This window comes from Methanocaldococcus bathoardescens, from assembly GCF_000739065.1.
Lineage (GTDB): Archaea > AGJL01 > Methanococci > Methanococcales > Methanocaldococcaceae > Methanocaldococcus > Methanocaldococcus bathoardescens.
In genome coordinates, this window is sequence record NZ_CP009149.1 from 1,403,674 (window position 1) to 1,423,299 (window position 19,626).

Annotated in this window: 15 protein-coding genes; 7 read left to right on the plus strand and 8 right to left on the minus strand. The window is 27.4% G+C overall.

The window, feature by feature from the left end; all coding sequences use genetic code 11:
- Nucleotides 1-78 precede the first annotated feature (78 nt).
- The 6 genes from JH146_RS08500 to purQ all read left to right on the plus strand — a co-directional run bounded on the left by JH146_RS08500 (nt 79) and on the right by purQ (nt 6,369).
- Entirely contained in the window at nt 79-2,616 is a 2,538-nt protein-coding gene (locus JH146_RS08500) for an AAA family ATPase (RefSeq protein WP_052352082.1), read from the plus strand.
- Entirely contained in the window at nt 2,609-3,889 is a 1,281-nt protein-coding gene (locus JH146_RS07460) for an McrC family protein (RefSeq protein ID WP_048202379.1), read from the plus strand. The genes JH146_RS08500 and JH146_RS07460 overlap by 8 nt, the downstream gene beginning before the upstream one ends.
- Nucleotides 3,890-3,891: 2 nt before the next feature.
- On the plus strand, nt 3,892-4,623 hold the full coding sequence (locus JH146_RS07465) for a 7-carboxy-7-deazaguanine synthase QueE (protein ID WP_048202380.1): 732 nt from the start codon (nt 3,892-3,894) through the stop codon (nt 4,621-4,623).
- Nucleotides 4,624-4,658: 35 nt separating this feature from the next.
- A complete protein-coding gene (locus tag JH146_RS07470; protein WP_048202381.1) occupies nt 4,659-5,282 on the plus strand; it encodes an orotate phosphoribosyltransferase-like protein in 624 nt (207 codons plus the stop codon).
- 82 nt (nt 5,283-5,364) lie between these two features.
- Nucleotides 5,365-5,658 (plus strand): DNA-binding protein HmvA, encoded by a 294-nt coding sequence (hmvA, locus tag JH146_RS07475; RefSeq protein ID WP_048202382.1) that lies wholly within the window; start codon nt 5,365-5,367, stop codon nt 5,656-5,658.
- Between the two features lie 18 nt (nt 5,659-5,676).
- Nucleotides 5,677-6,369, plus strand: a complete 693-nt coding sequence (purQ, locus tag JH146_RS07480; protein ID WP_048202383.1) for a phosphoribosylformylglycinamidine synthase I — start codon at nt 5,677-5,679, stop codon at nt 6,367-6,369.
- Here the strand turns inward: purQ and JH146_RS07485 are convergent.
- The 6 genes from JH146_RS07485 to JH146_RS07510 all read right to left on the minus strand — a co-directional run bounded on the left by JH146_RS07485 (nt 6,366) and on the right by JH146_RS07510 (nt 14,765).
- Complete coding sequence (locus tag JH146_RS07485; protein WP_048202384.1) at nt 6,366-7,535, minus strand: class I SAM-dependent rRNA methyltransferase; 1,170 nt, start codon at nt 7,533-7,535, stop codon at nt 6,366-6,368. The genes purQ and JH146_RS07485 overlap by 4 nt on opposite strands.
- Nucleotides 7,532-8,641, minus strand: coding sequence for a 60S ribosomal export protein NMD3 (locus JH146_RS07490; protein WP_173400839.1), 1,110 nt, complete (start codon nt 8,639-8,641; stop codon nt 7,532-7,534). Before JH146_RS07490 ends, JH146_RS07485 begins: the two co-directional genes overlap by 4 nt.
- 129 nt (nt 8,642-8,770) lie before the next feature.
- A complete protein-coding gene (locus tag JH146_RS07495) occupies nt 8,771-9,541 on the minus strand; it encodes an SAM hydrolase/SAM-dependent halogenase family protein (protein ID WP_048202385.1) in 771 nt (256 codons plus the stop codon).
- Between the two features lie 170 nt (nt 9,542-9,711).
- A complete protein-coding gene (locus JH146_RS08670; RefSeq protein WP_048202386.1) occupies nt 9,712-12,492 on the minus strand; it encodes an alpha-(1->3)-arabinofuranosyltransferase domain-containing protein in 2,781 nt (926 codons plus the stop codon).
- Nucleotides 12,493-13,030: 538 nt separating this feature from the next.
- Entirely contained in the window at nt 13,031-14,173 is a 1,143-nt protein-coding gene (locus JH146_RS07505; protein ID WP_048202387.1) for a glycosyltransferase family 9 protein, read from the minus strand.
- Nucleotides 14,163-14,765 (minus strand): hypothetical protein, encoded by a 603-nt coding sequence (locus JH146_RS07510; protein WP_048202388.1) that lies wholly within the window; start codon nt 14,763-14,765, stop codon nt 14,163-14,165. Before JH146_RS07510 ends, JH146_RS07505 begins: the two co-directional genes overlap by 11 nt.
- Before the next feature lie 97 nt (nt 14,766-14,862).
- Between JH146_RS07510 and JH146_RS07515 the strand changes: the two genes are divergently transcribed.
- Entirely contained in the window at nt 14,863-16,236 is a 1,374-nt protein-coding gene (locus JH146_RS07515; protein WP_048202389.1) for a mannose-1-phosphate guanylyltransferase/mannose-6-phosphate isomerase, read from the plus strand.
- Between the two features lie 7 nt (nt 16,237-16,243).
- Here JH146_RS07515 and JH146_RS07520 read toward each other — a convergent pair whose 3' ends face one another.
- Both JH146_RS07520 and JH146_RS07525 read right to left on the minus strand, forming a co-directional pair.
- Nucleotides 16,244-18,301 (minus strand): hypothetical protein, encoded by a 2,058-nt coding sequence (locus JH146_RS07520; RefSeq protein ID WP_173400840.1) that lies wholly within the window; start codon nt 18,299-18,301, stop codon nt 16,244-16,246.
- On the minus strand, nt 18,298-19,524 hold the full coding sequence (locus JH146_RS07525; protein WP_048202390.1) for an oligosaccharide flippase family protein: 1,227 nt from the start codon (nt 19,522-19,524) through the stop codon (nt 18,298-18,300). Before JH146_RS07525 ends, JH146_RS07520 begins: the two co-directional genes overlap by 4 nt.
- Nucleotides 19,525-19,626 lie beyond the last annotated feature (102 nt).

The following is a 19,626-nucleotide window of genomic DNA, read 5'->3' on the forward strand; positions in this document are numbered from 1 at the left end:
AAGTAGGCTAATTTTATATTAGTATAAAAAAAGGTAGATAAATTCTTTATAGTCTTTCTAAAGAAAATGGTGGGTAATATGGTAGTATGGATAAATAGAGTAGGTAAAAATTATGAATTTGAAGAAATATTTTTAAATAATAAAGTTATTGCTATTGATTGGCATGAAATTGACGAAGATTTATCAAATATTAAAAATAAAGAAGAATTGAGAAATATTTATATAAAAGCATATCCCAACGAGAATGATAATCAAATAAATAATCAAGTGGGACAAATTTGGAGTTTTGTAAAAGAAATGAAAAAAGGAGACATTGTTTTAATTCCATTAAGAAATAATAAAATTTTGATAGCAAAGATTGTTGGAGATTATAAATTCGATAAAGAAAGACCAAAACATAGAAGAGATATTGAAATAATTGGTTACATTTCAAACGATACTTATTCAAATTTTACTGGTAAAGAGGGATTTTATAGTGGGACTGTTGCAAAACCTAAAGATAAAAAAGGCAAGTATTTGTGTGATTTTGATGTAATAAATTTAATTAATATCGAAAAAATTGATAAAATTTTGGAAAATAAAAAGCAGATAATTCTTTATGGAGTTCCTGGAGTAGGAAAGACGTATTTAGCAAAAAAGTTTGCTGAAAGTCAAAATGATGTTGCCATGTATAAAACAGTTACTTTTCATCAATCTTTTGCTTATGAAGAGTTTATTGAAGGATTAAAACCAAAAACTAAAAATAAAGAGATTGTTTATGAAGTTGAAGATGGAATATTTAAGAAAATGTGTATTTTAGCTATTTGGGGAGCTTTGAAGAATAAAGTTAATCCAAGTAAATTTGATGGAGATAACAAAATTAACAATAATTTTGAGTTAAATAATGAGTTAAATTTTCTTATTAATTTATTTAAAGATTATTTAGAAACAGAGAAAGGCAAGGAACTAATTAAGGAATATGAAAATACTAAAAAAGAGTTTAATGAAATGTTAAATAGAATTAAAAATGGTGAAAAATTAGATAGTGAATATTTAATGAGTTTAAATCTTTGGTATTTAGATTGGTGGATTGATGACTCAGAAGCAGACCATATCAACAATTTACTAAGATTAGCTTTAATTGAAAATAACGATAAGAAATTATTTTCTTCATTTTTAGAGTATTTTGAGTCTATTGAACCAGCTACTGAATTTTTATGTAAATTATTTCCTGATAAATTTATATTAATTGATGAAAATGTTGTAGATTTTGCTCATAACTTTTTAGATATTGAGTTTGAATATTCTGAGGATATAGATTGGGAGAAATACGAAGGTATTGTAGTTCCTCCAATGAAAGATAGAAGAAAAAAGAAAATTGATGATATAAATTTGGGAGATTGGGAAGAATATAAAAAAGTGTTGGATAAATTTGCAGAGTTTAAAAATTTACTTGAACAAAGATTTAATAAAAAGTTAGATTACTTATTTATTGTGTATTTTATAAAAAATCACTTCTTCCCGTTAATGGATATTTTTAAGGAAAAATATCCTCCTGGAACTTTATTAAACACAGTAAAAGGCATGTCCTTTAAAATTAAAGATTATTTAGAAAGGGGAATATACGGTAGTGGAAAAATATATTTAGAGAGATTAGAAAAAAATCGTCAAAATAAAATAATTACTATCAATATTGGTATATTAAGAGATGTTTGGATAAATCGACACAATATCAACAAACCATCAGATATTAAAACATCAAACGGTTCTTATATTTATCCAATTCTTGAAGAGCTAAAGAAAATTGAAATTGAATATTTAAACAAATACTCTTCAGAATATCAAAATTTAACAAAAATAAGAGACGATGTTAAATTTAATCACATTAATAATATTATTGATTATGAACAAATCAAACAAAAAGTAATAAACGCAATCAAAAACAAAGAACTAACAAAAGAAGATTTCCAAAATGCACCAAAATTCATCTTAATAATTGATGAAATAAATAGAGGAAATATATCAAACATTTTTGGGGAATTAATAACTCTCTTAGAGAAAGATAAACGACTAACAGAAGAAAATGAAATGATTGTTGAACTTCCATATTCGAAAGAGCTGTTTGCAGTTCCACCAAACTTATACATAATAGGGACAATGAACACAGCAGATAGAAGCATAGCTTTATTAGATATTGCCTTAAGGAGAAGGTTTGGATTCTTAGAAATTGAGCCGAATTATGATTTAATAGACAAAGAAATTGAAGGAATTAATTTAAAAGAACTGCTACAAACAATAAATGATAAAATTACTCTTTTAAAAGATAGAGACCACAGAATAGGTCATTCATATTTCTTAAATGTTAAAAATATAGAAGATCTAAAATTTGTTTGGTATAATGAAATTATTCCTTTATTGATGGAATACGTCTACAACGACTGGGAAAGTTTAAAAGAGATTTTAGGAAGTTTTGTTGAAGAAGTAAAAACTAATGTTAAAATAAATTCTGATTTAATTGACAGTGAGGAACAAAAAATATACAAAATTAAGGAATTTGAGAATGATGAAGAATTTATAAAAGCATTAAAGAGCATTACAATTAGCAATGAAAACAATAACAGGGAGAGTAATGACTAAAACATTAATAACATTTTTTGAACATGAAAAGAAAACATTTAAAGATTTGGAAAAGGATGGATTATCAAAAAACGAAATTAAAAAACTAATAAAATTAAACGACAAATTAAAAATCTTCAATATTGGCTACAACTCAATAAAAGCAAAACAATACGTTGGAGTAATAAAGATTAAAAATATGTCAATCCAAATACTTCCTAAAATTTACAAAAATGAAGATAATGAAGATATCAAACAGAAAGAAGCATTAACAAACCTTTTATATATACTTTCATATACAAATAATCTAAAAATAAAAGAAAATATAGCAAATTTAGCCAAAAATAATGATTTATTTGAAATATATACTTATCTTTTTGCAAAGAATCTATTGGGAGAGATAGAGAGAGGAATTTATAGGGATTACAATAAAAGAGAAGAAAATTTAAGCTATTTAAAAGGAAAATTAAATATAAACAAACAGATAAAGCATAACCTAATAAAAAAGCATAAGTTATATTGCACCCACAACGAATTCTCAGAAAACAATTCAATAAATCAAATTTTAAAATATACTGTCGAACTTCTCAAAAATATAACAAAAAATCCAAAAAACAAAAAGCTCTTAAATGATTTGAGCTTTATTTTTGAAGATGTTGAATATAAAATTATAATTCAAAAGGATTTTGAAAGAATAACTTTTAACAGAATGAATGAGAGATTTAAACCTTATATAAAAATGGCAGAGTTATTTATTAAAAATTCTTCAATTAATCTAACTACAAAAGATTTAGAAACATTTTCTTTAATTTTCAATATGGAAATACTGTTTGAAAAATTCATTGGGAATATTTTAAGAAAATATAAAGATGAAATTTTTGGAAAGACCAGTCTTAATGTTTATTTGCAGTATAAAGGATGCTATCTAATGAAAGATGATAACGGAAATGAAATTTTTGCTTTAAAACCTGATGTTGTTATAAAAGAAAATGATAAAACAGTGTTAATAATTGATACAAAGTATAAAAAACTCATCAATAACAGAAGTAGGAATTATAACATCTCTCAGCCAGATATATACCAAATGTTTGCCTATTTAAAGAAATACAACTGTAAAAATGGAATTTTACTTTATCCAAAATATGAAGAAGAAATTAACAAAAGATTTAAATTTGATAATGAAAATTTATACATAAAGCAGATAAATCTAAAACATAACTCAAAATCGAAATTTGAATATATAAACTTAATTAAAGATGATTTAAAATCCATAATTAACAATCTGGAGAGATAAAAATGATAAGGGAAATTTTTAGCTCAATAATGGGAGAAGGGAAGTATATTGGAAGAAGGTTTATATTTGTAAGATTTGCTGGCTGTCCATTAAATTGTGTTTATTGTGATGAAGAGAGCAAAGGATATTTTAATAGAGTGGAAAAAATTCCCGGTAGTGGAGAATTTGAGACCTTACAAAAGATGGAGATTGAAGATATAATAAATGCCATAGATAGATTAAAGACACCAGATTTGTTTGCAGTATCCTTTACAGGAGGAGAGCCATTATTATACCACAAACAAATAAAAGAAGTAGTTGAAATTTTAAAAGATAAAGGATATAGAACTTTTTTAGAGAGCAATGGGATGTTTCCAGAGAAAGTGTTTTATTTTGATATTGCATCTATTGACATAAAGCTGAGAGAGCATTTTGAGTATATAAAAGATGAAGATTATAAAAAACTCTATAAAAATGAGCTTAAAACAATAAAAAAGCTGTATAATTTGAATTCTGATGTCTATGCAAAGGTTGTTATAATGGAAGAGACAAATATAGAGGATGTAAAAATAATAGCAAAGGATTTGAGTGATATAGGAAATATAACTTTATGCATTCAACCAGTAACACCTCATGGGAATATAAAATCCCCTTCTCAAAAAAAATTGTTTGAAATTATGGAAGCTTGTGGAGAGTATTTGAAAGATAATGTTATGCTAACAATACAAATGCATAAGTATTTGGGGATGTTATAAATATTATCAACAATTATTATAGAATGAGGGGGATTATGAATAAAGAATTATTAAAAAAGGTTATAGAGCTAAAAAATAATGGGCTCACTATAGGGGAGATTGCTGAAGAGTTAAATGTATCAATGGAGACAGCAAGATATTTAGTTTTAAATACTGAAAAACTATTAGAAGAAGAAGAAAAAACTATGAAACTTAAAAATGTGGACATATTTATTGATTGGAAAAATATTGGTAGCTCAGCAAATAGATTAAAATGCATAAGCTCAATAATAGTTGATATTTTAAAAAGCAGAAATATTGAATTTGATACCGTTGTTGGAGTCTCTACAAGTGGTGTTCCTATAGCTACTTTAGTAGCTTCTGAGTTAGGTAAGGAGCTAACTATCTACATACCAAAGAAACATATATCTGAAGAAGGGAAAAAGATAACTGGTTCAATATCACAAAACTTCTCGGCTGTAAATTACAAGAGAGCTGTTATCATAGATGATGTTGTAACAAGTGGAAGCACTTTGAAAGAATGCATAAAGAAGTTAAAAGAAATATGTAGCCCAAAATTGGTAGTTGTATTAATAGATAAAAGTGGATTGGATGAGATTGAAGGAGTTCCTTTAATTCCACTAATTAGAGTTGGAGTTGTAAATGTAGAACACAAATAAATAAAAATAAAATAAAAAATTAAATAACTTCCATTCATTTATCTTTATTTTTTTATCTAAAAATTTTTGGAGGTATATATTTATGTTACCAAAAGCTACAGTAAAGAGAATAATGAAACAACACACAAACTTTAACATCTCTGCAGAAGCTGTTGATGAACTCTGTAATATGCTTGAGGAAATTATAAAAATAACAACTGAAGTTGCTGAGCAAAATGCAAGAAAAGAAGGAAGAAAGACAATTAAAGCAAGAGATATTAAGCAGTGTGATGATGAAAGGTTAAAAAGGAAGATTATAGAGCTTAGTGAAAGAACTGATAAAATGCCAATATTAATTAAGGAGATGTTAAATGTAATAACATCTGAATTAAAGTAGGGAGAATAAGGGGAGAATATGAAGATAGCAGTAACAAAATTCTTAGGGACTAATTGTGATTTAGATGTATGTCATGCAGTTAAATTAGCTGGTGGAGAACCAGAGCTTGTTTTTTTCACTCAAGAAAATTTAGACAATTATAGCGGAGCAGTAATTCCAGGAGGATTCTCTTATGGAGATTATTTGAGAGCAGGAGCAATTAGTGCAAGAACTCCTATAATCAAAGGTCTAAAAAAGATGGTTGAAGATGGAAAGCCAGTTTTAGGCATATGTAATGGAGCTCAAATTGGTTTAGAGGCAGGATTTTCAAAAGGGACTTTGACAAATAACTTAAATGCAAGATTTATTTGTAAATGGGTCTATATTAGAGTTGAAAATAACAAAACACCATTTACACAGTATTATAAAAAAGGAGAGGTTTTAAAAATACCTATAGCCCATGCTGAGGGTAGATTCTATGCAGATGATGAAACACTCGACTATATGTATAAAAATAACATGATTGTCTTTAAATATTGTGATGAAACAGGAGAAATAACAGAGGAAGCAAATCCAAATGGTTCTATAGACAATATAGCAGGAGTTTGCAATGAAAATCAAAACTGCGTTTTATTAATGCCACATCCAGAGAGAGCAAGTGAAAAGATACTCGGCTCAGATGATGGGTTGAAGATGTTTAAGGGAATGATAGATTATGCAAAAAAGATTTAATTCTTAACATAAAAGAAAATACATTTTAAATATTCAAGATTTTTATTTCCTATAGATATTGGATGGTCTGGAGCTTGTCCTTTATAATCAATCATAATTAACTCTTTTTTTGCTCTAAAGGCAGAAGATATAACTGTTCTTTTAAACATTTCTTTATCTACATGATGAGAGCAAGAGCAAGTGACAAATATTCTCTTAGCCAATTTTATCCCTAAATAATTTAGAGAGGCATAAGCCCTCAAAGCATTTTTTATATCCTCCTCAGTTTGTGTAAAAGCTGGTGGGTCTAAAATTACTACATCAAACTTCTCTCCATCTTCTATGAACTCTTTCATAACTTTAAATGCATTTCCTTCAATAAATTCATATTTATCCTTTGGAATATTGTTTAACTCCATATTCTCTTCGGCAGTTTCTAATGCCTTTTTTGATAAATCAACCCCTACAACTTCAGCTCCTCTTATCGCTGCATGAACAGAAAATCCACCAGTATAACAGCAGATATCCAAAACTTTATCTCCCTCTTTTATAAACTTCTCTATCTCTAACCTATTCTCTCTCTGGTCTAAAAAGAAACCTGTTTTATGCCCCTTAACATTTACTTTAAACTTTGCCTCTCCTTCTTGAATAATTGTTTCAAATTTCTCTTTATTTCCAAAAATTTTATCTTTAATTCTCTCTCCTTTCTTTCCTCTCTTTACATATATTGTTTCTAAGTCAGATAACTCAAATAAAATATCAACAATATCTTTTAAATACTCTTTTTCAATAAGCTTTGACATTAACTGCATAACTCCAAGCTCGTTGTATTTATCAAATATTATTGTTGGCAGTTCATCTCCTTCAGCGTAAATCCATCTGTAAGTGTCTTTATAGTTTAAAATATTTTCTCTATAAATTTTAGCGTTGAATATTCTTTTATAGAAGAAATCATAGTCAATTTCCTCATCTTCTGTAGTTAAAATCTTTAAAATTACAGATTTTGGATTATACAATGCTTTAGCAACAAATTTTCCATTATATGTTAGAGTAACAATTTCCTCTTTTTTTGGTAAATCTTCTTTGTTTTTTACAGCCTTTGTATAAACCAATCTTGAAAAATTTTTTATTGAATTGTAAGCCCTTTTATCAATTTCCAAATTAATCAATTTTATCACCAAAGTCATTGTTTATCCTTTTCTTCTACTTTATTTACCAAATAAGACACACCTTCTTTTTTAAATATCTTAACTTTATCCCCTTCTTTAATCTCCAAATCTCCAATATTATCAAACTCATAAACTTCATAGCTCTTATCATCCATAACCATGATGTTTGGTGTTGTTGCTATAACTGTTGCAGTATCCAACTCATCCTTCTTTTTAGCCATTTTTGTCTCTTTCTCTGCTATATGCCAAGCTAAGCCAATTTTTTCTCTTTTATAATCGATAGATTTCATATAAACTTTGTCTTCAGTTATTGCAGTAACTAAGTAGTATTTGTCGTTATATTCTACAACATCTCCAACTTTATATTCAGGAATTCTTACAGAGACGGTGACTCTATAAAGTTCTCTCCCACTATCTCTATCAACTCCAACTAATGTTGCTGTTTCTGTAATCTTTCCTCCATATCTCTCTTTAATTTTTTGAGCAACATTTCTTGCAGCTCCAACTGAACCGAGTTGATAATCTAATCCCTCTTTTTGCGGGATAAATTTTGCTATAAATGCCATTCTATCCTTTTTTAGTCTTTTAGCCAACTCTTCTCTAACAAAGTTATCCAACTCTTCTCTCTCTTCTTCAGTTAAATACCTATTCATAGCTCTAACTTGTAAGGTTGCCTCATAGTAGTTAGACATAAATCTTGAACATCTTGGACATTGAACCATCCTTAAATGCACTTCAATATCTTTTTCATAAACTCTATCTTCTTTCTCTCCTGGCAATCTTCCCTTAGCTACAATATGCACTGGAATAATTAACTTACTCCTCTTTCCTCCAGGAAGTTGGGTAACTTCAGGATAAATCTCAACTTCAACCATGACACTTTTCTTTTTAATGGCATCTTTTGTGGCGTAGTAGGCAATTTCGTTTAATATCTCAAATGCTTCTTCACTCTTAGGCGTTTGCCAAATTTTTCTTTTGTAAGAACCACACATATGACAAACTTCTATCTCAACCCTCTCTGAAACTTCAATTAATGGATGTTCTTGAGCATAGCAAATTGGACAGAGTCCTTCTATAAGCTCATCCTCTACTCCACATCTGTAACAGAATCCTCTAATCTTCATAATCTCACCTTAAGATGCTGTTAAAGTAAAGTAAAATCTATAATAATAGAAATTTAACTTGAAAGATAAAAAATTAGACTAAAAAAGTCCTATTGTCATAATTATACCATAAGTGTAAATTTTAACACTTTATCCTATAATCTCAATTTCATCTAAATAATCAACATCTAATAGCTTTGAGGCATTATCCATAAACTTAGAGATTTCTAAGAACCCTTCACTATTTATTAAGCATATAAAGTTATTTCCTCCTTCAAAGTATGATTTAACAAACTTACATTTAATTAACTTATCTCCATTTTTCGTTTTTATTTTAATTGAAACTTCATCGTAAATATTAAAATCAATTTCATCAGCTCTAATATTGGTTATTATATTCCCAAATCTGTCTATATGTATAACCTTCTTTTTTTCAGTATCTAATTTAACTATGTCCTCTAATTCTTCCCCATCATAGCTACCATTAATTAAAATCTCAGCCCCTACAACCGCATATACATCTCTTCCATGAAATGTTGAAGATGGAAGATATTTACTTTCGTCAATTTTAATGATTCTCTTTATCCCTAATTTTTCAGATACATAGGTGAATAATCCATTATCAGGCCCAACCAAATAATGCCCATTTTTTGTTTCAATAACTATTGAATTCCTTTCACTACCAACCGTTGGGTCTATAACTGCAACATGAACCGATGGTGGAAAGTATGGAATAGCTGTTAATAAAACATAAGCACCGTGGTATATATTAAATGGCTTTATTTCATGGCAAATATCAAATATTTTTGCATCTTTATTATGTTTTTTTAAAATATCTAAAATTCTACCTTTCATTGCCCCAACATATCCTTCATTAGTTCCAAAATCAGTAGTTAAGGTAATAATATCCGTAATTTCCATATTATCACCGAAAACTATGTTATATTTATAATTGAAAGAATATAAATGAAGCCAACTAAAAAACTTTCTCGATTGAATTTATTGATAAAGCTTTCTCATCATAAAATAAATTTATAATAAAAAATCTATGTTAATCTAATCCTTGATAATAAATTATTTAGTTTTTTTGTTTAAGTTGATTTCCCTCTACTTCTTTTTTCTCTTCTCCAATCGTAGAATAAATATGTAATACATGCCAAGAATGTTATTCCAGAGGTTGCTAAACCAATTTCAAACCAATCTTGTGGTTTGTATCTGATGACTATTTTTAGATTTCCAGTTTCATTTATGTAGAAACCATTTATTACTCCATATAATGGAACTGGAGAAACTTTCTCTACTAATTTTCCATCTTTGTATATTCTTGCTTCCCATAGTGGATCATAGCTTTCAGCAAATGAAAGCATAAATGGTTTCGTTGCATTTACCTGAACTTTCCATAAGGTTGGATTGATTTTGGTGTAGTTTAGTTTGTAATTGTTAAAAATTTTAGTCTCATTGTTATTATTTTTCATGTCTATCAATAAAATCTCTTTTTCAATATTTATATCCTTGTCTAATTTTAATGTCCAATTGACTGGATAATCGTTCCGATTTTCAAATCCTATTTGAATCCATTTTATTTTTCTTTTATTAATGTCTGTTACATCATCTAAGGAAAGGTTTATCTCATAAATCTTTGAAGTATTTTCAAAGTTATCTAAATATAGAGGAGGTTGATGTGTCCATAATTTGTTTTCATCCATTAAAAATACCTGTAGTCCTAAATTATATAGTGGTTTATCTGGTTTAATTCTTACCTTAACGATTGAATTACTTAAATCAATTGGATTGTAAAATTCGATTCCCACTTGCCCTACTGAATACTTCTCATGAAGACTAAGGTTAATATCTAACGAATTATTAGATTGCGATACAGATATTTTATCTTCTTTATAGACCCATGGCCATGTTCCATAACGAAATCTCCCTAAATTTTGATTTGTTATGTCAATTACATAGGTCTCGTTTTTCTTTGTGAAATTAATTTTATTTATGGAAGATTTTGAATTTACAATTGCAACTTTTCTAATATCAAAAGTATTTATCAATATGAATTTATCATTTGTTGTTAAGCTACCATTAATATAATAAATTTTACTTGGAATCCATATTAAAGAACTTGAAGCATTAGGTAATTTATATACCGAGTAGTTTTTGCCTTTATATATTAATTTAAACCCTTTTTTCTTTAAATGCTCTTCAATTCTTTCTACATCTGCTGTAGGTAATGCTTCTTTTCCTAATCTTGTATCTAAGGTTCTATCTATCAGAATATACTTTATCCCCAAGTTTTTTAGTGTTGATATATTAAATTCAAAGAATCTTCTATATAGCATATCATCAACTAATTCTTTGCCATACCAACTTAAAGGAGGTTCCCCACCATATCTATAGATTAAAGCACTTCTATCTTCAATAAATGATACAAATATTGGTCTATTAGTGGAGTAATAACCCCATTTATAATAAGATAACCAAGTTCCAGGCATAATCATTACTTTTCCATAGTCCTCTTTTATTTGGCCGTTTAAGTAATTTGAAACTTCATAACTTTCCTGTGGAATTCCTTCGAAATAGTGGTTGATTAAAGTTCCAGTCCAAATTGGAAATGAAGAGGTTAGTAAAAATAAAATTATAATTAAATAAGGTAATGTTTTTCTTATTTTTTGGTTATTTGTTAATTTATTTAGTAAGTTTTTATAGCCTAAATAAGCATAAGGAATAAATATAGAGTAGCAAAAGGCAAGAATTGCAACCCATTTATAGTTATTTCTAAATGTTCCAAAGAATGGAGAGTGAGTTATTAGATAGAAATAAATATCCTTTATTATTGAAGTTGGATGATAACCTTGTGCTAATAATAATCCAAAAAGGAACAGTATGAAATAAGAAAGCAGTATTATTTTATCCTTTCTGTTATTTGTGGTTTTATAATAAATAAATGCACCAAATATGATTAAAGCACTTAATATTATTAAAACAGGTCTTATTTTCCATAGTATATCCGAGAAATAGAATACTTTCATTCTATAGTGAATAATAAATAATTCCCAATATCCGGATAAGTGAAAAACGTTTAGCAATGTTGAATTTCCACTGTAAAACAATTCCATGTGTAATGTTTTAATAAATTGATTTGTGAAATAGAGTTTGTATGTGAGTATAGGTAAAATCCACCAAAAAGACAATAAAAAACTTAAAGAAGCAATTTTTATTCCTTTTGTTAGTAATTCTTTAAAGGACCATTTATTAATAAATTTAAATGTTAATATTGTCCATACTATTATAATTAGTGATATTATTACTGTTGGAGGATTTGGAGCAAGTCCGAAGAATGAAAGCAGGAATGAAGTTGTTATTAAGTACTTTGATTTTTTTGAGGTTATGTATTTAAATGAATAATAGAGTATCCAGGGAGTTAAAATGTAGGGAATTAGTAAAAAGAAAAAATGTGATATTTCAATACACAAATGTAAATTTGCTCCATAAAATATTGAGGCGATTAAGACTGTATTTATAATATTATATTCTTTTAGATAGAAATCCCTAATTAATTTATAAAATCCTACGGATGAAAATACTAAAGAGCCAAATATAATAAATAGAGATATAAATTTAGGAGGGAATAAAATTTCAAAGTATTTAACAAATAATGCTAATAAACATCTTCCAGAAAGAAACATTGGAAACCAAGAACCACCAAAGTTAGTTTCCTGCCATTTATAGAAATAATCCTTAAATTCTAATGAAGGATTTAAAACTAAACTTTGCGGAGGGTCACCCAAAGCGACATAATTTATACTACTATCTAAATAATAACAACTAAAAAATGCTAAAAAGAAAAGCATGATTAATATAAAATTCTTCATATTTTTCACCAACTTAATAAATTAAAAAATTTGATAAACTTACTACCCTTTCTGACAGTTTCAATTTTCATAAACATCCCCCAAGCATTTATTAGCAAATAGCAACAAACAAATATTTAAACTTACTAAAATAAACATTGTTAAACATATTATAAAAACATTGTTATGCCGAGATAAACTTAGCAATAACGAGCAAGAATTGTTCATACAAAATAGTTCTTTCATAACAAAGTTGGTCATAACTATCTAATTAAAAACTTCCTAATCAATTGCAGAAATAGACTAAATGAATGTATTGATATAAATTTGGAATAACATCGAATAAACTAAAATAACATTAGATGAAAATCGAAGGATTTTGTTCAATCCTTTGGGAAACTTATGATGCCCATCCCTGAATGGTTTATCGAAGTAGATTTTAACGGAAAATATTTGCTAAATATTTGCTGAGAGTTATTTAGCCACTAAGGAGAGCTCTCAATTACTAACTTCTTCCTTCAACATATTAATAATAGGTTTTAGATAGTTTTATATTAGTCTAAGACTTTTTAATATCAATCTTTTCTGTACATGGGAATACTTCACTATTTTTCTTATATTCTGAATGATTACACTCAAATTCTCTCATAGAATAATGCCAATAACAAGGAGAGCATTCAAAGCCAGCAGTTATTATTTCATGTTTAGTATTCCAAGGATGAACTTTTCTCACATCAGTAGGCCCAAAAAAACATACTGTTTCTTTCCCAAGAGCAGCAGATATGTGCATTATTCCTGAATCAGTTACAAAAACTTTTTTACATCTTTTAATAATTGATGCTACTTCTCTTATTCTAAAACCTTCAACAAGATAAATTTTTTTGTCTATTAGGGATTTAAAATTTTCTATTAAAAATTTTTTCATATATTTTTCTTCAGGGCCTATGTTAAATAAAATTTGATAATCTTTACGTAATATTAAATTGATGAGTTCTTTTAATTTACTTAATGGCAGTCTTCTTTTTTCACTACCTTTTTTAACTCTTGAGCTTCCATTATGGATGAAAATTGCTTTGTCATAATCAATACCGTTTTCTTCAAAAAATATCCTGCCTTTTTCTTCATCTTCATCAGTTAAATATAACTCTAAATTCATTTTTTTAATTTCATTTTCACTAATAACAATATCAAGAGGTTTCAGCAAATTTACGTTATTAATAACATTGTGTTTATCCTCTTCAGCATTAATTAGATCAGTATTTAAAAAATGGAACTCTTTAAAATAACCTTTGTTAAATTTATGTGCTATTCTTCTTTTAGCCCCAATTAAATAACTCAAAACATGATAATGCTTTGGATAGGAGGGATATATTGTAATTGAAACATCGTATTTTCCTCTAAAACTCTCAAATAAGTATTTTATAGAACCAAAATGTCCTATCTTAAAAAAATTAAAATAATAAACATTATCTAAATTTGGATTCGTTTCTAAGATTTCATAAGTGGCTTTTTGCATAGTTAATGCCTCAATTTCATCATCTTTGAAATTTTTCCTAAGTAATTTAATCATTGGTGTTGACATTAAAGCGTCTCCTAAACCTGGCAAGGCAATGACTAATATTGATATAATAATCACCTCGTTATTGATATATGCAGCAATTTTTAAGGCTATAAGTTCTTTATTAACACCACTATCCTCCATTCTTCTCTTTCCTCAATATATTTAATTTCATTGGAATATAAATTAATGCAATTATAAAAATTAAAATATATAAATATTTAAAATAATATTTAATATCGTTTGTATAATGAATAACTACTCCAAGGAGTATTAGAGATGTGAAGGTTTTTATAATGTTTATTTTGTCATTAATCTTTTCTTCTAAAACATAATCTACAAATTCATTCAATACTCCAAAGATTAAGAAATAATAACTTAGAATAGCAACTGCATTTGCATAATTTTCGTTATTTTTTATTAAAAAAATTGCAGAGTATATTATAAGGATAATTGCTATAAGAACAAATTTCTGCCCTAATGAAAACGATTTTATTGAAAAATAAAGTTTTTTATATAAATTATATACTGTTATTTTTAATCTTGGGATGTAAAGCAGGATAAGTATTATTCCTAAAATACCCAATATTGTTTGCATATTTGTCTTTATAAAATATAAGTTGTAGAGGATGTTAGTTTGTAAGTAAGTATAAGTTACAATTGCCAAATAAATAATCAACATAATAACGAACACATCTAAAATCTTGCCTCTAATTTCCCTTACTTTATCTTCCATGATGTCACCAATTTTTTTAAATATGTATTAAAGCAAATATATTTATAATATTATAAATAATTAATTAAATAATTAATAATATAAAAAAGGTGAAACAATGAAATCTATTATCTTAGCGGGGGGTGTAGGAAGTAGATTATTCCCTCTAAGTAGGGAATATTACCCAAAACAATTTATAAAGTTCAAAGCATTTGAAAAATCTCTCTTCCAACTAACTTTTGAAAGAACTTTAAAGTTATCAAATATAAAAGATATCTACATAATAACTAATGAAAAGCATAAGTTTTTGGTTTTAGGGCAGATAGAAGAATTAGGCTACAACTTCAAAGAAGAAAATATATTAATAGAGCCGATAGGAAAAAATACTCTCCCAGCAATCTATTATGGAGTTAAAGTTATAAAAGAAAGAGACGGAGATGACGCTGTCGCTGTTTTCCCTTCCGACCATTTAATTAAAAATGAAGATGAATTTATAAAAATAATTAAAGAAGGGGTTAAGTTAGCAGATAATTATTTAATAACTTTTGGAATAAAGCCAAATAAACCCCATACAGGCTATGGATACATAAAACCAGGAGAAAAATTAGATATTGGTTATAAAGTTGATGAATTTAAAGAAAAGCCTGACTTAGAAACAGCAAAAAAATACATTGAAAATGGTTATTTATGGAATAGTGGGATGTTTCTCTTTAAGACAGATATTTTTGAAGAAGAGGTTAAAAAATACTGCCCAGAAGTTTATGAGGCGTTTAAAGAAGATGATATAAATAATGTTTATAGAAAAGTCCCTGACATTTCAATCGATTACGGTATTATGGAGAAGTCAGATAGAGTGGCAGTTATTCCAATAAACATAAAATGGAGTGATTTAGGTAGCTTTGATGCTATATATGATGTTTTTGATAAGGACGATAATGGAAATATCATCCATGGGGAAAATGTTATCTTAAATTCGAAAAATAATCTCATATATACTCATGGTGGAAAATTAGCTTCTTTAATTGGAGTTGATGATTTGATTGTCGTTGATACAAGGGATGTTTTATTAATCTGTAATAAAGGAGATAGTCAGAAAGTTAAAGATATTGTTAAATATTTAAAACAAAAAGGTGATGAAAGGGTTTTATTCCACAAGAAAGTTTATAGGCCATGGGGATGGTATGAAGTTTTGGAAGAGGGAAGATTTTATAAAGTTAAAAAAATAACTGTTCTACCTGGAAAAAACCTGAGCTATCAACTACATTATCATAGGAGTGAGCATTGGGTTGTTGTTAAAGGAATGGCAAGAGTTGTTATTGAGGGAGAGGAAAAATTTGTTAGAAGTGGAGAGAGTATTTTTGTTAGAAGTGGTTTAAAGCATAGGTTAGAAAATCCTGGAAAGATTCCTTTGGAGGTTATAGAGATACAGGTTGGAGAGTATTTGGGAGAGGATGATATTGTAAGATTTGAGGATGACTGGAATAGGAAATAATGTTTATTTAATTTCTAAATTTAATTTTATCTTTAATTAAGCATGCGATACATAACATTAGAGATATTAAGGAGATTATGTAAGAAGGCAAGCATATTTTATAAAATCTTTCATAGGTTATGATATATTTATTCTCCTTTTCTTTTATTTCGTAGGCATTAACAACGCCATAAGCTTTTAAAGGTTTTTCTCCATTTAACTTCCAATCTTTTGAATATTCGTTTGTGAATATTATGTATTTTAAAGGTTTATCTTCAATAACGTATTTTGCAGGATTTATTTCTTTGTAATTTAATGACTTCCATTTGTCTGAAGTTTTATTAACTCCATTTCCAATTAAAATTAATTCTTTTGATACATCCTCTTTATTGCTTAAGTTTATAAGCTCATCAAGGTTTTTTACATATTCAACTCCTTCAACTGAATAAATCTTTCCCTTATATCTTTCATTTTTAAACACATAAAAGTTTTCAGTCTCTAAAACTAATTTTAAGTCTTTCTGTTTAAATAGGAAGTCGTAGTTTTTATAATCCACTTCTTTTGTTAATAAGACATATTTTACTCCAAGAGGAGCCACTAAAGAGCCAAAGTTATTGATTTTTTCTTTATTTTCTAAGAGATAATTCATGTAGTTTTGATAAGGTGTATAAACTTCAGTATATATTGAATCTGCTTCAATATTTTCTGCAAAAATAACATTTTTATCGAAAAATGTTTGTGATGGATTTACTATTCTTTTATCTTTATTTGGAACCCAGTGAATGTCCATATATAGATGCCAAGGGAAGAATAAGATGTTGAAGTTATCCTTATCTTTATTTAAGAAGTTATTCACCTCATACCAATCTTTTGGATAATCTGTTGGTTTAATTTGATTGTCAAATTCGTTGAAGAAAGTGAAAGAGTATATTAAAGGAACTAAAATAAAGAAAATCATTATAATTTTTTTTATTTTATTTGATTTATGGCTTTCTATTATTTTCTTCAATCCAAACGCTCCCAATATTGAATAAGAGAGAACTACCAAATTAACAAATTTATGGGTTTCTCTCATTCCTTTTAGGATAAATATATGATTAAAGAGAAATTGGAATACATCTTTGAAAAATCCTGTTATGCCTGTAGCAAACAATAAACCAATTAGCCAAATCAGAGCAAAGGATATAACATAGACACCAACTTTTTTATTTTTATAATAACTTATAAACCCATAAATTGATAAGGAAAATATTATGATAAATAATATTTCCCAAAATGGTAGGTAGTCTTTTGCATAGGTGTAGGTAGGCCTCCAGAATCCATACATGCTTGCCAATGTAAATAAAGGAGAGAAGGAATCAATCTTTGGAGCAAATACATATAAATCATAGATTGTTATATAATTAACCAATGACGAGGATTTTGCAGTTAGTAATGGGATTAACCAATAAAGATTTATCATTGTGAATGATATTGCAAATAAACTAACGGGCTTTAATAGTTTTAATGATTTTTCTTTTGCTAATTTTATAATTAATATTATCCCATAAGCCATAAAAGTCATAAATAGTGTATGTGTATTGAAAGCAATCAATGAAGTTATTAATGTTGCTTTTATAATGGAGTTTTTATCTCTATTTTCCAACAATTCAATGAAATATCTTATTCCTAATGGCAATAAGCTGTATGCAAATAAAATAAACCAATGTCCAACTATTATTCTTATATAAGTGTAAGGATTAACCATATATAAAATTCCTGCATAAAAACTGCCAATTTCTGAATTCGTTAATTTCTTTGCCAATGAATAGGCAGAGAATCCACTGAAAAATAGGATAAATAATAATAGTAATTTTTGAAAGATATCTGCTGAAATTATGGAACATAAAATATTAAATGACAAAGTTCCTCCATAGGATGGAGCAACAAAACCATAAAATTGATTAATTAGATTATGATTACTTAAATCTGGTAGCATATCCAATAGAAAGAAATATTTATCTGAGAAGATTGGAATTGAGATTATTATTGATAATAAAAGATAAATAAGAAGTATTTTGTATTTTTTTAATTTTTCTATATTCATAATCTCCCTCTAACTTTTACTAAAAATGGTATTTGTATTATAGATGAGAACATTGATAACAGTAGAACAGCATCTACTATTTGGTTTATATCTAAATGGAATAAAGTTATACCAACTATTTCAATTATTAAAGTTAAAGTTAAAGCATAAGATATCCTTGTTACTCCCAACGATAAAAGATAATTCATCATCAGCCCAGAAATTGCAAAGAAAAACATTGCTAAACTATACTTAAATAAATATGGAATTGCCTTTAGATATTTTTCTCCAAAAATGATTTTTACAATCAGTTCTGGAAAGAATTTGAATAGTAACAAGATAGGCAATGTTAAAATAATTGTTAATATTAGTGCTTTTATAAATAAATTGAAATGATTAAGCCCTTTTTCTTTTAATTCTGATGCTTTTGGGAATAAAACTATTGCTATTCCGCCTGGGGCAAATAAAATTATTTTTCCTAATACAGAAATAGATGAATAAATCCCAGCTAAAAAATCGGTTAGGTAGTGTTTTGCTAAGATAGTATCTATTGAAAAACTTGTTGTGTAAGTCAATAATGCCAATAAAGTTAAAGTTGAGTATTTATAAAGATTAGGGATTTTAAATGGTTCTGATTTTGTCTTTATTAAATCTTTTATGAAGTAGAATGAGATAATGAAAACAATAACATTTGCAATTAAAAATGGTGCTAATGCTCCACTAACGCTAAATCCTAAATATACAAACACAACCCCTAATACAAGTTTTAAGAACGCCCATAGTGTTTGAGTTATTCCCAATGGAATAAATCTTTGCAAACCTTGCAAGATCCCCTGATTTGTAGGCATTGCATAGGCAAATAATATAGATAAAAATAATACTAATGCAGGTATTTGTGAAGGGAAATGGAGGTAATTTGACAAGAAAGGGGTTATTATGAAAAATAAAATTGTGGTTATTGCTCCAAATGTGAAGGATTTTTTTAAAGCATATCTCCAAAAATAGGAGATTTTATTGAGTTGATTTTTTGCTTTTAATTGGGATGTGTATTTTGTCATTGTAGTTTGGACTGTTGTGGATAAGACACTAAAAATATAAAAAATATTTATTAAAGAAAATAAAATTCCATACTCCTCTGGAGTTAGTAACCTCCCCATAAAAAGTTGATAGAGGTAGTTAAAAAATGCCATTGATAAACTAAATACTATCATTATTAAACTATGTTTTGCTAATTTTTGCTCCATAGATATCTCCTTTTAAATTAAATCTTTTATAGCAAATAATTTGCTGTTTTTTCTATAAACTCAATTTTTTCACTAAAATAACAGTATCTTTATTAAATTGCT

Bases quoted from the DNA above. Each gene is read 5' to 3' on its own strand.
- purQ (WP_048202383.1), top strand. From the start codon at position 5,677: ATGAAGATAGCAGTAACAAAATTCTTAGGGACTAATTGTGATTTAGAT.
- JH146_RS07460 (WP_048202379.1), top strand. From the start codon at position 2,609: ATGACTAAAACATTAATAACATTTTTTGAACATGAAAAGAAAACATTT.
- JH146_RS07465 (WP_048202380.1), top strand. From the start codon at position 3,892: ATGATAAGGGAAATTTTTAGCTCAATAATGGGAGAAGGGAAGTATATT.
- JH146_RS07510 (WP_048202388.1), bottom strand. From the start codon at position 14,765: ATGGAAGATAAAGTAAGGGAAATTAGAGGCAAGATTTTAGATGTGTTC.
- JH146_RS08500 (WP_052352082.1), top strand. From the start codon at position 79: ATGGTAGTATGGATAAATAGAGTAGGTAAAAATTATGAATTTGAAGAA.
- JH146_RS07520 (WP_173400840.1), bottom strand. From the start codon at position 18,301: ATGAATATAGAAAAATTAAAAAAATACAAAATACTTCTTATTTATCTT.
- JH146_RS07515 (WP_048202389.1), top strand. From the start codon at position 14,863: ATGAAATCTATTATCTTAGCGGGGGGTGTAGGAAGTAGATTATTCCCT.
- JH146_RS08670 (WP_048202386.1), bottom strand. From the start codon at position 12,492: ATGAAGAATTTTATATTAATCATGCTTTTCTTTTTAGCATTTTTTAGT.
- JH146_RS07505 (WP_048202387.1), bottom strand. From the start codon at position 14,173: ATGGAGGATAGTGGTGTTAATAAAGAACTTATAGCCTTAAAAATTGCT.
- JH146_RS07525 (WP_048202390.1), bottom strand. From the start codon at position 19,524: ATGGAGCAAAAATTAGCAAAACATAGTTTAATAATGATAGTATTTAGT.
- JH146_RS07490 (WP_173400839.1), bottom strand. From the start codon at position 8,641: ATGAAGATTAGAGGATTCTGTTACAGATGTGGAGTAGAGGATGAGCTT.
- JH146_RS07495 (WP_048202385.1), bottom strand. From the start codon at position 9,541: ATGGAAATTACGGATATTATTACCTTAACTACTGATTTTGGAACTAAT.
- hmvA (WP_048202382.1), top strand. From the start codon at position 5,365: ATGTTACCAAAAGCTACAGTAAAGAGAATAATGAAACAACACACAAAC.
- JH146_RS07485 (WP_048202384.1), bottom strand. From the start codon at position 7,535: ATGACTTTGGTGATAAAATTGATTAATTTGGAAATTGATAAAAGGGCT.
- JH146_RS07470 (WP_048202381.1), top strand. From the start codon at position 4,659: ATGAATAAAGAATTATTAAAAAAGGTTATAGAGCTAAAAAATAATGGG.